General features: G+C 68.4%; 12 protein-coding genes. 9 read left to right on the forward strand and 3 right to left on the reverse strand.

The window, feature by feature from the left end:
• Positions 1-202: 202 nt before the first annotated feature.
• The gene (locus tag DEIMA_RS18475; RefSeq protein WP_218915639.1) at positions 203-700 is read right to left on the reverse strand and encodes a hypothetical protein; all 498 of its coding nucleotides are present in this window, start codon (positions 698-700) and stop codon (positions 203-205) included.
• 873 nt (positions 701-1,573) lie between these two features.
• Between DEIMA_RS18475 and DEIMA_RS18480 the strand changes: the two genes are divergently transcribed.
• Complete coding sequence (locus tag DEIMA_RS18480; protein ID WP_245528374.1) at positions 1,574-1,801, forward strand: phage tail protein; 228 nt, start codon at positions 1,574-1,576, stop codon at positions 1,799-1,801.
• Positions 1,802-3,616: 1,815 nt separating this feature from the next.
• Here the strand turns inward: DEIMA_RS18480 and DEIMA_RS06100 are convergent.
• The gene (locus DEIMA_RS06100) at positions 3,617-4,237 is read right to left on the reverse strand and encodes a TetR/AcrR family transcriptional regulator (RefSeq protein WP_013556356.1); all 621 of its coding nucleotides are present in this window, start codon (positions 4,235-4,237) and stop codon (positions 3,617-3,619) included.
• Positions 4,238-4,368: 131 nt separating this feature from the next.
• Between DEIMA_RS06100 and DEIMA_RS06105 the strand changes: the two genes are divergently transcribed.
• The 3 genes from DEIMA_RS06105 to DEIMA_RS06115 all read left to right on the forward strand — a co-directional run bounded on the left by DEIMA_RS06105 (position 4,369) and on the right by DEIMA_RS06115 (position 7,874).
• On the forward strand, positions 4,369-4,560 hold the full coding sequence (locus DEIMA_RS06105) for a hypothetical protein (RefSeq protein ID WP_013556357.1): 192 nt from the start codon (positions 4,369-4,371) through the stop codon (positions 4,558-4,560).
• Between the two features lie 131 nt (positions 4,561-4,691).
• Positions 4,692-6,353, forward strand: a complete 1,662-nt coding sequence (locus DEIMA_RS06110; protein ID WP_013556358.1) for an FAD-binding dehydrogenase — start codon at positions 4,692-4,694, stop codon at positions 6,351-6,353.
• A gap of 327 nt (positions 6,354-6,680) precedes the next feature.
• On the forward strand, positions 6,681-7,874 hold the full coding sequence (locus DEIMA_RS06115; protein WP_013556359.1) for a S8 family peptidase: 1,194 nt from the start codon (positions 6,681-6,683) through the stop codon (positions 7,872-7,874).
• Between the two features lie 55 nt (positions 7,875-7,929).
• Here DEIMA_RS06115 and DEIMA_RS18210 read toward each other — a convergent pair whose 3' ends face one another.
• Positions 7,930-8,097, reverse strand: coding sequence for a hypothetical protein (locus DEIMA_RS18210; RefSeq protein ID WP_013556360.1), 168 nt, complete (start codon positions 8,095-8,097; stop codon positions 7,930-7,932).
• A 99-nt stretch (positions 8,098-8,196) separates the two neighbouring features.
• Here DEIMA_RS18210 and zapE point away from each other — a divergent pair, with 99 nt between their 5' ends.
• From zapE to DEIMA_RS06145, 5 genes are all read left to right on the forward strand, one after another.
• Positions 8,197-9,234, forward strand: a complete 1,038-nt coding sequence (zapE, locus tag DEIMA_RS06125) for a cell division protein ZapE (RefSeq protein WP_013556361.1) — start codon at positions 8,197-8,199, stop codon at positions 9,232-9,234.
• 327 nt (positions 9,235-9,561) lie between these two features.
• Positions 9,562-9,753 (forward strand): hypothetical protein, encoded by a 192-nt coding sequence (locus tag DEIMA_RS17815; RefSeq protein WP_013556362.1) that lies wholly within the window; start codon positions 9,562-9,564, stop codon positions 9,751-9,753.
• Between the two features lie 61 nt (positions 9,754-9,814).
• Positions 9,815-10,936, forward strand: a complete 1,122-nt coding sequence (locus tag DEIMA_RS06135; RefSeq protein WP_013556363.1) for a M20 family metallopeptidase — start codon at positions 9,815-9,817, stop codon at positions 10,934-10,936.
• A 10-nt stretch (positions 10,937-10,946) separates the two neighbouring features.
• A complete protein-coding gene (locus DEIMA_RS06140; protein WP_013556364.1) occupies positions 10,947-11,234 on the forward strand; it encodes a hypothetical protein in 288 nt (95 codons plus the stop codon).
• Between the two features lie 66 nt (positions 11,235-11,300).
• The gene (locus tag DEIMA_RS06145) at positions 11,301-12,200 is read left to right on the forward strand and encodes a dienelactone hydrolase family protein (RefSeq protein WP_148234917.1); all 900 of its coding nucleotides are present in this window, start codon (positions 11,301-11,303) and stop codon (positions 12,198-12,200) included.
• Positions 12,201-12,262 lie beyond the last annotated feature (62 nt).

The raw sequence follows: 12,262 nt of genomic DNA on the forward strand, positions 1-12,262 counted from the left end.
TGCCCTGGGAGGGACTGAGCCGCCCATGAACATGATGGCGTTCGAGCATTGCTGTACGCGGGCGTGCGCAGGGGACACCGCAGGATCCAGGAGGAAGCTCAGCGCGAAGGGGATGCGGAGCAGGCTAGGCCCCAAATAAACAAGGCCCGGTCGCCGGGCTGTGCCATTCGTTGAATTTTCCACAGGTGAGCGGAATTTAAGGTTACGCTGAGCGGGTAATGAAGAAACGGTGGCTTGTCGTGGTCAGCGCAGCACTTCTCCTCACGTCCTGCGCCAACTTCACCCTTCCGTCTCCCACCAGCGTCTGGAACAGCAGTACCTGGAACACCGCCACCTGGCAATAAGGCACCCCATGACCAAAACCCCCTGGATCAACTTCCGCTCCGTCGCGCTCGGCCTGACCCTCGGCCTGGCCGGCGCCTACGCCGCCGGCGAAGCCCCTGCCTTCATCGCGCACGTCTTCAAACCCCTGACACCCATCAGGGCCGACGAAGTCAACCAGAACTTCGCCAACCTCAGCGCCGCCCTCCAAGACACCCGCAACGCGCCCATCACCACCGAGCGTCTCGCGGACGGCAGCGTCACCACCAGCAAACTTGCTGCCACCGCCCCGCAGGACGGCCAGATGCTCGCCTACAGCAACGGCAAACTCCTCTGGCTGCCTGCCGGCTCCGGCGCGCCCGGACCGCAAGGGCCACAAGGTCCGCAGGGTGCCACCGGTCCCCAAGGGGCACCGGGCGACACCGGCCCGGCAGGACCGCAAGGGCCGAAAGGTGACACCGGCGCGCAAGGCCCGGTGGGCCCAGGTGGGACCGGCTCGGTCGGCCCACAAGGGCCCCAGGGCGAAAAAGGCGAAACTGGCCCCCAGGGCGTTCCTGGCCTTCAGGGCCTGATGGGCGCCCAAGGCCCCCAAGGTGAAAAAGGCGAAATTGGGGCTCAAGGCCCGCAAGGTGAAAAAGGGGAGACGGGCGCGCAAGGCCCCATGGGCCTGCCTGGACCAATGGGCATGGCTGGACCCGCCGGCCCGGCTGGCCCCGTTGGTCCAGTCGGCCCACAAGGCCTTCAGGGCCAGGCGGGCGCCGCAGGGCCGCAAGGCCTCAAAGGCGACACGGGCGCGGCGGGAGCCACGGGGCCCGCTGGTGCAACCGGACCGCAAGGCGCCAAGGGGGACACGGGCGCGACCGGACCGCAGGGGCCGAAGGGTGACACCGGCGCGACGGGCGCCACTGGCCCGCAAGGCCTCAAGGGCGATACGGGCGCACAAGGCCCGATGGGCGCCACGGGCTCTACAGGCGCACAGGGTCTCAAAGGCGACACCGGCGCGGCGGGAGCCACAGGGCCCGCTGGTGCAACCGGCCCGCAAGGCGCCAAAGGGGACACGGGCGCGACCGGACCGCAGGGGCCCAAGGGTGACACCGGTGCGACGGGGGCCACTGGCCCGCAGGGCCCCCAAGGCGCGACTGGCCCGCAAGGACCGCAGGGCGCCTCCGGACTGACGGAGCTGAACTCTCGATTCGGCGATGGTGGCGGCCTTCAACCCGGACGGTCCTCGAGCGACTGTGTCCTGGGCGACGTGCGCCTGAGCGCTGCCTCGTACGGTTCGGGTCTGCCCGCCGAAGGTCAGCTGATGAGCATCGCGCAGAACACCGCGCTGTTCTCGCTGCTGGGCACACAGTACGGCGGGAATGGGCAGACGACGTTCCGCCTGCCGGATCTGCGCAACGCCGCGCCGAAATCCGCCACGGGGGGCGTTGTGCGGTATTACATCTGCACGGAAGGCATCTACCCCAGCCGGGACTGACACCCGTCAAACCGAACTGACCGCCCTCAGGGGCGGTTTTTTCATGCTCCGAAAGGCCGCCCACTTGAAATGAGGCGAGATCGCCAGACCCGAAGCCGACGGTCGCTGGAGAAAGACTGGGGCGTTCCTACCCTGTACCAGCCTGCTCTTGGAGAGGCGTTCCATGTGCTGCCGCAAGCTTCCGCGCAAGTGCTCTAGGTCGCGAAGGTGAGCGACCCTGACGCCTAGAGCGTGACCCGAACAGTCCGGGGAACCGGCGGTCCCGACGGCTGAAGCCTGCCGAGGGGGCAGCCCAGAGATCTCCTATCGGTACACCGTCAATGCGGTGGAGTACATCAGCAACGTCATCGGGCCCATCCCATCGACGTATAGCCTGAACGCCAAACGTGACCGTGATCGACGGATGGGCTGCTGAACGAGTTCAAGGTCGGATTAAGGGTGCGTGCCCGATCTAATCCGCTGCTGCCGTCGAGGGCGTATCGGATCTCTGGTTTGAGCGTGCTGTAGTCGGTGGGCCGATTGCTGCTGGCGGTGCTGGACTTCTCGGTACTGCCTTAACTGTCTGGCAAGCCAGGCAGGTTAGAGGCGATTCTGACTGCTCCCGGGGCGGTTTTTCATGCCCGTAAGGACGTGTGCATGCCCAGCGCGCGCTGGGCAACGTGGCGGACGCGCACTGCGGTACGGGTGCCTACGACTGCCGGGTGGAAGCACCCGTGCCTCCATCGTCATAGCTGCGTCCTTCGAAATCTACCGCCAGGATGCGCGCACCTGACCGCCTCGGAACGGGAACACCTAATGCATGGCCTGGGCCGTTTTAATGGGAAGCTCGCGTCACACTGCGTGCGCATCCATAGGCGGCGTACAACGCTCGGATCGTTGCGTGGAGGCTGTCGGTACAGCGCTCTGCACGCATCACCCCTGGCGGGCTGAGAGCCCTGGCTGGGGGCTCATCAGGCGTCAGCGGGCCATGGTTATCAGGCCAGCGCGTGCTACATCACCACGCATGACGAAGGCCCGCCTGGATGGCGGGCCTCGCTGTTGACCACGACCGCGTGAGGGGAACGTCCAGCGCGTCCCTGCGTTCGCGTACCCGCAGGATAGGCACGCGCGCGTCAGTGCCGCATATGCCTTAAGGCTTGCCCAACGCTCAAGGATGCCTCACGGCGCCCCATAGATGTGCACAGCGCATCACCAAGGACATGAGTGTCGGAAAGTCCAACAGCAACGCGGTGGGCGTGCACCGTCTGAGGCTGCCGCAAATCCGTCAGCGCGAGCTTCGCAAAGCCCGCATGGTGGATCCGCGCGGGCACCCCACTCAGCCGCCACAGGCTCCTCAAGCACCATGGTCAGGTCCCCAGGTGATCCCGCGTGTACGTCCGGGCGTGCTACCCGCGAGGGGTGCCCGCGCAAACAAATCATCCGCTGCCGACCCTACTGCGCCAGCGACGTCATGAGGCAAGGTCGGCTTCATCTGCATGAACCGCGTGGCAAGCACATAACGACCAACCAGATGCGTCACCAGTGCTCACGAGCGCAGCGCCGCTCACTTCTGTACCCCCAACTCCGACAACGCGAGGCCAGACCCACCAAAACGCAGGCGCCTTCCGTTCACCCTAAACGTCGTCTACAGCGAAATTCCAGCGTGAGTTTCAGCAGGCCGCACCGTCATGAACTGCATCCTCCGGAAAGACCAGAACCATCATCCGCGCCGTTGTGGGACGCGTGCCCATTGGGTTCTTGCCCGTAGCGGCGCTCCTATAAGGGCCTCGCCCATGGGGGCGCCCCCGGCGTGAGGGGCATGTCCCGCCTGGCCGCTCAGGCGTGCGGGGGGCGGCGCAGGGCGCCGTGCAGGAGCATGTCGAGGTTCAGGCGCCACGCATCGCGGAAGCTCAGGGCGCTGGTGTCGGGGTTCCAGCGCAGGACCGTGATGAGGTAGGAGTCCATCATGGCGGTGCTGACCTGGCGGGGTGAGACGTGCTCTCGCAGCAGTCCCCGTTCGTGGAGGGCGTCGGCGACGACGTTCAGGACGTTCATGAGGGGGGAAGTGGCAGCGCGGCGGAAGGTGTCGCCGGCGTCGGTGGCGAGGACTTCCTGCACGAGCGGGGCGATCAGGGTGCGTTCGCGTTCGCTCGCGGCGGATACCTGGTTGCACAGGGCGTCGAGCACGTCGGGCGGCGCGACGCCCTCGTGGAGCAGGCGTTCTACATGGCGGCGGAGGTCGGCGATGAGCGGCTGCACGTGCGCGAGGATCACGGCGGCTTTGCTCGGGAAGTACTTGTAGAACGTTCCGCGGGACACGTACGCGGCGCGGGCGATGTCCAGGGTGGTGGTCGCGTGGTAACCGAACTGCTGGAAGAGGTTCAGGGCAACGCGGTGAATGCGTTCTCGGCGTTGCGAGATGGCCGCTCGGTACGGGGAGACGTCCAGGTCGCGCATGACGTTCAGTGTGCCTGCGTTTGAGCTTCACGCTCAAGTGTTGTTTGGCCCGGTCGTCCTGAATGACCCTTTACGTGCGCAACATCCCGCGCTCGCGCGCGGCGGGTATCACTGGGGCACAAGGAGGCACCATGACGGACCACGATGCACGCAACGACGACGCGAAAACGCAGGACCTGATCGATCCGAACGGCACGGGCGAGGAGGTGGACCGCGCGCGCGGCGGGAATGGCGCGAACACCGCTGTCGGCGATACCAGCCGTGGGGTGCTGCCGGACGAGGACGCGGTCGAGAATCAGGAGGAGTTCCGGGGCAGCCACTGAGGGCGCGCTCCGCGGGGCCCCGGGCATGCCTTGCCCGGGGCCCCGCGCGTGCGGCCCGGGAAGCTGTTAGGGTGAGCGCATTCGCAGAGGAAGTGACGTGCGCGCCTGCACGGGTGCGCGGGGGGTGACGCATGACGACGGACGGCGCGGACGCCATCGTGGTGGGGGCGGGGCTGGCGGGGTTGGTGGCCGCCGCGGAACTCGCGGATGCCGGGCGGCGGGTGCTGCTGCTCGATCAGGAGGGCGAGGCGAACCTGGGTGGCCAGGCGTTCTGGTCGTTCGGCGGGTTGTTCCTAGTGGATTCGCCGGAGCAGCGGCGCCTGCGCGTGCGTGATTCGCGGGACCTGGCGTGGCAGGACTGGGTGAACACGGCCGGGTTCGACCGGGCCGAGGACCACTGGCCGCGCCGCTGGGCGGAAGCGTACGTGGATTTCGCGGCGGGCGAGAAGGGCCCGTGGTTGCGCGGCATGGGCGTGCAGTTCTTCCCGGTGGTCGGGTGGGCGGAGCGTGGCGGCGCGCTCGCGGGCGGGCCGGGGAACAGCGTCCCGCGGTTTCACATTACGTGGGGGACGGGGCCGGGCGTGGTCGCGCCGTTCGAGTGGCGGGTGCGCGCGCACGCGCTGGCGGGCCGCATTCAGTTGCGGTTCCGGCACCGCGTGACGGGCCTGAGCGTCACGAACGGGGTCGTGGATGGCGTGCATGGGGAGGTGCTGGAGCCGGACGGTGCGGCGCGCGGAGAACGGAGTTCCCGGGTGGTCGTCGGTGAGTTCGCGTTCGGGGCGGGCGCCGTGATCGTCACGAGTGGCGGCATCGGCGGGAATCATGACCTGGTGCGCCGCGTGTGGCCTACGGAGCGGCTCGGGCCTGCGCCGTCGTTCATGGTGTCGGGCGTGCCGGCGCACGTGGACGGCGCGATGCAGGGCGTGGCCGAGCGGGCGGGCGGGCACGTCATCAACCCGGACCGCATGTGGCATTACACGGAGGGTCTGCGGAACCACACGCCGATCTGGGCGAACCACGGGATCCGCATTCTGCCCGGGCCTTCGTCGCTGTGGCTCGATCCGAGCGGGCAGCGGCTGCCCGCGCCGCTCTTCCCGGGGTTCGATACGTTGGGCACGCTGGCGCACATCACACGGCAGGGCTTCGCGCACACGTGGTTCCTGCTGAACGAGCGGATCATCGAGAAGGAGTTCGCGTTGTCCGGGTCGGAGCAGAACCCGGACCTGACGGGCCGGGACGTGCGGGGCGTGCTGGCGCGCGCGCTGCCGGGCGTGGGCGCGCCCGTGCGGGCGTTCATGGAGCGCGGGCCGGACTTCGTGGTCCGCGATGACCTGCGCGCGCTGGTGCGCGGCATGAACGACCTGATCGGCGATGAGGCCGTGCAGTATGAGGTGGTGGAGCGGGAGGTGCGCGCGCGTGACGCGCAGCTCATCAACGGGTTCGGGAAGGATGCGCAGCTGGCGGCGATTCGCTCGGCGCGGGCGTACCTGGGTGACAGGCTGGTCCGTGTGGCGAAACCGCACGCGCTGCTCGACCCGGCAGCGGGGCCCCTGATTGCGGTGAAGTTGAACATCCTGACGCGCAAGTCGCTGGGGGGCCTGGAGACGGACCTTCAGGGGCGGGTGCTGCGGGCGGGCGGGGCGGTGCTGCCGGGCCTGTACGCGGCAGGGGAGGTGGCGGGCTTTGGCGGGGGGGGGATGCACGGGTACCGTGCGCTGGAGGGCACCTTCCTGGGCGGGTGCCTGTTCAGTGGGCGCGTGGCGGGCCGCGCCGCGGCAGCGGCGGTGTCCTGAACCGCAGGGGGGGCAGGGGAGGGGCGAGGCGCACCGGTCCGCAAGGGGGGTGCGCCTCGCCTATGGTTTGCTCGGTGCCCTGATCGCATGAGGTTCTTCTGCATAGGCAAACACGGAAAATCTGCCGAATGAGGTCGAAAATTCGTTACTTGTCGGGCGAAAGTATCCATTTTTGCAGTGAAAGGAAGCAAATGGAAGGTTCAGAAATACATCTAGATGTATAACTTTGAACTTTCGTGTGGGCCCTCAATACTCCACTCGTCAGACCACAACTTCACCTGCGTCAGACCTGGCCTGAACACCACGTGTCCTTGGGAGGGAACACGCATGCACAAACAGCTCACCATGACCGCAATCCTCGGCCTCACGCTCGTCCTCGCCGGCTGCCAGAACACCACCAGCCAGGCGCCCACCGCGACCACCCCGGCGCCCACCACGAACGCCGCAGCCATCCCCGGGCAGTACATCGTCGTCCTGAAGGACGGCGCGAGCAGCGTCCGCGCGCAGAGCGCCGGGCAGCTGGTCAGCGACCTGGGCCTGGAGGCTGCGGGCGTGAGCGTCCTGCAGGTGTACAGCACGGCGCTCAACGGCTTCGCCGCGAAACTCAGCGACGCCAACCTCGCCAAGCTCAAGAGCAACTCCGCCGTCGCCTACGTCGAGCAGGATCAGGTCGTCAAAGCCACCGCCACCCAGACCGGCGCCACCTGGGGCCTCGACCGCATCGATCAGCGCAACCTGCCGCTGAACGGCACGTACACCTACAACTACACCGGCAGTGGCGTCACGGCGTACATCATCGACACGGGGATTCGCACGACGCACAGTGAGTTTGGCGGCCGCGCCTCGTGGGGCACGAACACCAGCGGGGACGGGCAGAACACCGACTGTGCTGGTCACGGGACGCACGTGGCCGGCACGGTCGGTGGCAGCACGTACGGCGTGGCGAAGGGCGTGAAGCTCGTGGCGGTGAAGGTCCTGAACTGCCAGGGCAGCGGGAGCAACAGCGGCGTGATCGCGGGGATCGACTGGGTCGCGCGGAACCACAGCGGTCCCAGCGTGGCCAACATGAGCCTCGGCGGTGGGGCCAGCAGCGCCGTCGACACCGCTGTGAACAATCTGGCGACCGGCGGGGTGACGGTGGCGGTCGCGGCCGGCAACGAGAGCCAGAACGCCTGTAACGTCAGCCCCGCCCGCGCTGCGAACGTCATCACGGTGGGGAACAGTACGCGCACGGATGGCCGGTCGACCAGCTCGAACTACGGCAGCTGCGTGGAGTTGTTCGCGCCGGGGAGCAGCATCACCAGCGCGTGGAATACCGGTGATACGGCCACGAACACCATCAGCGGCACCAGCATGGCCAGCCCGCACGTGGCGGGCACGGCCGCGCTGTACCTGCAGCGCAACCCGGGGGCCAGCTTCAGCGCGGTGCGTAGCGCCATCGTGAACGGCGCCACCAATAACGTGCTCAGCAACATCGGTACTGGCAGCCCGAACAAGCTCCTCTACACCCTTTTCTTCTGAGCGTCATGCGGAGCGGCCCCGGAGTGTTCCGGGACCGCTCCGCTGTGGGGTGGGTTCAGGCGGCGCTTTGGTGCGGGTGGGGGAGGGCGCGGCGTGCCTCGATGGCCTGAATGGCGCGTTCGGCTTCGTCCCAGGCGCGCTGGGTGTCGGGGGTAGGGGCGGTGAGGTGGTCGAATTCGGCGCGCGCGGCGCGCAGGTAGGCGAGCAGCAGTTCGGCGTCCATACCGTATTATGTCTTTTGCATAATAAAAGCGGATGAGTCTGCATAAAGGACAGGTAGGCTGGCACGGTCCCCACCGTCCCACCCTGCTAGCCTGAACAGGTGATCGACCTGTCCACCCGCACGCCGAGCGTTACCCCCGAGGACCTCCTGACCTCGTTCGTGCCCAGCCGCCGCTTCCAGGACGTACGCTTCAGCACGTACCGCCCCAACCCGGCGTTCCCGTCGCAGGCCGCCGCCCGCGACCACCTCACGCAGTTCGTGGACAGCCTGCGCGCCGCCCGCGCCGAACCGCGCGGCCTGCTGAGCTTCCTGCGCCGCCCCCGCCCACCCGAAGGCCGCGGCGTGTACCTCGACGGCGGTTTCGGCGTCGGCAAAACCCACCTGCTCGCCAGCACCTGGTACGCCTTCGAAGGCAAAAAAGCCTTCATGAGCTTCCAGGAACTCCTGTACGCCCTCGGCCTGCTCGGCATGGAACGCGCCCAGGCCGCCTTCGGCGAATTCGAGCTGCTGTGCATCGACGAGTTCGAACTCGACGACCCCGGCAACACGCACATGGTCAACACCTTCCTGGGCGCCCTCATGCCGAACGGGCTGAACGTCGTCACCACCAGCAACACCGAACCTGGCGCTCTCGGGCAGGGGCGCTTCAACGCCCGCGATTTCGCCCGCCAGATTCAGGAAATCGCTTCGCGCTTCGAGACGCTGCGCGTCGACGGCCCCGACTACCGCCAGCGCAGCAGCACCCCCGAAGGCCCCCTCGACCCACCCACCTACGCCGCGTGGAGCGGCGCCCAGGACCCTGCCACGTTCACGGAAAGCAGCGCGAGCGACCTGAACCGCCTGATGCTCACCGTGCACCCCGCCCGCTTCGGCAAGTGGCTGGAGGGCGTGCAGGCCCTCGGCGTCACCGACGTGCAGCCCATGCGCGACCAGAACGTCGCGCTGCGCTTCGTGCACCTGGTCGACAAGGCCTACGACCTGGGGTTGCAGGTGGCGTTCACCGGGGCCCCGCTGGGCACCCTGTTTGCCGAGGAGTACCGGCACGGGGCGTTCGCCAAGAAGTACGCGCGCTGCCTGTCGAGAATGTCGGAGCTGTTGGTGGAGGCGCGGCAGGCTCTGCCCACAACCACCCGCTAAACCCTCGGTGCGCGCCGCACGCTGCCCCTCCTGAAGGGCAGCGTGCGGCGCGGCCACCTATCATTCCTCCTGTAATCCAGGTTACGCTCCCTAAAGACCCGAACGTGACCTGTATCGTTTTTTTGCGTCCTGGTGGGAGCGGTTCCGTATGAGTACATGAAGGGTCCCCCAAGCGGACTGACATGCGCGCATCATCAGACCCCCGTAAGCTTTGATTGTCGCGGTGTAGCACCGAAGCAGGACAGCCGCGCGATACGCCATCGCGCCATCCCACCCTGGAATCCCACACCCAGGGCTGTCCCGCTCCGCCGCGCGGGGGAAACGAACATGAAAAACTGGCAATGCTCCTGGGTGCCCGGCACGATGAACCGCGTTCAGATCAAAGGCGAAAACGCCAGCACCGAAACCACCATCGACAAACTCGTCCGCGCCTTCGGCGCGCCGATCCTCACGGACCTGTACCTCCGGGGCCGCGCGGTCATCAGCACCGAACGCGACCTCCTCAAGATCCTCGCGTAAGCCAAGACCCCACGCCGCCCCGGCCCGCGCCGGGGCGGCGTCGTCATTCCCGCGCGGTACGATGCCCAGCATGACCCGCCCCGACACGTTCGACGTGCCCGCCATGCTCCGCGACCTGCAGACCCTCGTGGAACTCGAATCGCCCAGCGACGACCTCGACGCCGTCATGCGCGTGCAGGACCACGTGGACGCCTGGATGCGCGACCTCGGCGCCGACGTCCACACCCTGCCTGGCAGCACCCGCCGCTACACCCTCGGCCCGCAGGACCGGCCCGTGCTGATCCTCATGCACGCCGACACCGTCTGGCCGCACGGCACGCTCGGCCGCCTCCCGTTCCGCATTGAGGACGACCGCGCGTACGGCCCCGGCACGTACGACATGAAAGGCGGCATCGTCATGGCCGTCCACGCGCTGCGCGCCGTGCGCGGCCAGCTGCCGCACGGCATCGAGGTGCTGCTCACGCCCGACGAGGAAACCGGCTCGGCCAGCAGCCGCGCCCACATCGAGGACGCTGCCGGGCACGCCCGCGCCGTCCTCGTCGTCGAGCCGCCTGTCGCGGACACGCACGCCCTCAAGACCGGCCGCAAAGGCGTCGGCGACTACACCCTGCACCTGCACGGCGTCGCCTCGCACGCCGGCAACCAGCCGAAACTCGGCGCGAGCGCCGTCGCCGAAGCCGCCCGCCTGATCCTGCAGGTCAACGACCTCGGCAACGACGACCTCGGCACCACCGTCAACGCCACCGTCATCCGGGGCGGCACCGCCCGCAACGTCATCCCCGCCGACGCCACCGTCGACATTGACGTGCGCGTGCAGCGCATGAGCGAAGCCGAACGCGTCCACGCCGCCCTGCACAACTTGAAAACCACCGACCCGCGCGTCACGCTCAGCGTCGCCGGTGACATCAACCGCCCCCCCTTCGAGCGCACCGACGGCACGGCCCGCCTGTACAGCCGCGCGCAGGCCGCCGCCCGCGACCTCGGCTTCGAGGTGAGTGAAGCGTTCGTCGGCGGCGGCAGCGACGGCAACTTCACGGCGCCCATCGCTCCTACCCTCGACGGCCTCGGCGCGCCCGGCGACGGCGCCCACGCCGACCACGAGCACGTCCGCATCGACCGCCTCGCCCTGCACACCGCGCTGCTCGCGCGCCTCATCCTCGACCCCGGCGTCGAATCCGCCTGAGGTCCACACCATGTTCTTCAAACGCACCCCCAAAAACCCGTACGTCAAACAAGACGACCAGAACACCTTCCGCGTGCGCCTCCGCACCGCCCGCCACGGCGACCCCATCGAGGTGCGCTTCACCAAAAGCGCCCACATCGGCATCGACGACGACGGCACGTACGTCTTCCGCAAGGGCTTCGTGAGCGACCCGCACTTCGACCGTGGCGAGTTGACGGTCCGTTTCGACCGCAAGTACAACGTCACCAGCGCCGACGCGGACGGCGCGGAACTGCTGCCCATCAGCGACTGGGCCTGACCCTCTCCGGGCGGGCCGATGAGCAACGGATACTCGGCCTGCCCCGCCCCGTACGATCACCGCGGTATGCGAAAACACGCCTCTCTGCTGGCCGCCCTGCCGGTCCTGCTCGCCGCGTGCGGCACGACCACCTCGACCCTCACCACGCCCGCCGTGACGCCCCAGACGCTGAGCGGCGCCGCCACCAACCCGTACGAACGCGGCCCCGCTCCCACCACCGCCCTGCTCGAAGCGGCCCGCGGACCGTACGCCACCGCCTCCACCACCGTGCCGCGCAGCAGCGTCAGCGACTTCGGCGGCGCCACCATCTACTACCCGACTAGCACCGCCGACGGCACCTTCGGCGGCGTCGCCATCTCGCCCGGGTACACCGGCACGCAGGCGAGCGTCGCGTGGCTCGGGCCGCGCCTCGCGTCGCACGGGTTCGTGGTCATCGTCATCGACACCCTCTCCCGCTACGACTACCCCTCCTCACGCGGGGACCAGCTGCGCGCCGCGCTGCGCTACCTCACGACCAGCAGTGCCGTGCGCACGCGCGTGGACGCCACCCGCCTCGCCGTCATGGGCCACAGCATGGGCGGCGGCGGCGCCCTCGAAGCCGCCAAGGATAACCCCGCCCTCAAAGCCGCCATTCCGCTCACGCCCTGGAACACCGACAAGTCCTGGCCGGAACTCACCACGCCGACCCTGATCTTCGGCGCGCAGAACGACAGCGTCGCGCCCGTCAGCTCGCACGCCATCCCGTTCTATACCAGCCTCGCCAGCACGCTTCCCAAGGCGTACCTGGAACTGCGCGGCGCCAGCCACGGCGCCCCCACCAGCACGAACACCACCATCGCCAAGTACGCTGTCGCGTGGCTCAAGCGCTTTGAGGACGCCGACCGCCGCTACGACCCGTTCCTGTGCCCCACGCCCGCCGTCAGCACCCTGCTGTCCGACGCGCGCAGCACCTGCCCGTTCAACTGAGCGGCACCAGGCGCGCGGCCGCCCACCCGGGCGGCCGCGCGGTCCATGACGGGCCACTCCCC

This window comes from Deinococcus maricopensis DSM 21211, from assembly GCF_000186385.1.
Taxonomy (GTDB): domain Bacteria; phylum Deinococcota; class Deinococci; order Deinococcales; family Deinococcaceae; genus Deinococcus_B; species Deinococcus_B maricopensis.

Excerpts from the sequence above, each read along its gene's own strand:
- DEIMA_RS06100 (WP_013556356.1), bottom strand. The coding sequence starts at position 4,237 with ATGCGCGACCTGGACGTCTCCCCGTACCGAGCGGCCATCTCGCAACGC.
- DEIMA_RS06105 (WP_013556357.1), top strand. The coding sequence starts at position 4,369 with ATGACGGACCACGATGCACGCAACGACGACGCGAAAACGCAGGACCTG.
- DEIMA_RS06110 (WP_013556358.1), top strand. The coding sequence starts at position 4,692 with ATGACGACGGACGGCGCGGACGCCATCGTGGTGGGGGCGGGGCTGGCG.
- DEIMA_RS06115 (WP_013556359.1), top strand. The coding sequence starts at position 6,681 with ATGCACAAACAGCTCACCATGACCGCAATCCTCGGCCTCACGCTCGTC.
- DEIMA_RS18210 (WP_013556360.1), bottom strand. The coding sequence starts at position 8,097 with ATGGACGCCGAACTGCTGCTCGCCTACCTGCGCGCCGCGCGCGCCGAA.
- DEIMA_RS17815 (WP_013556362.1), top strand. The coding sequence starts at position 9,562 with ATGAAAAACTGGCAATGCTCCTGGGTGCCCGGCACGATGAACCGCGTT.
- DEIMA_RS06135 (WP_013556363.1), top strand. The coding sequence starts at position 9,815 with ATGCCCAGCATGACCCGCCCCGACACGTTCGACGTGCCCGCCATGCTC.
- DEIMA_RS06140 (WP_013556364.1), top strand. The coding sequence starts at position 10,947 with ATGTTCTTCAAACGCACCCCCAAAAACCCGTACGTCAAACAAGACGAC.
- DEIMA_RS06145 (WP_148234917.1), top strand. The coding sequence starts at position 11,301 with ATGCGAAAACACGCCTCTCTGCTGGCCGCCCTGCCGGTCCTGCTCGCC.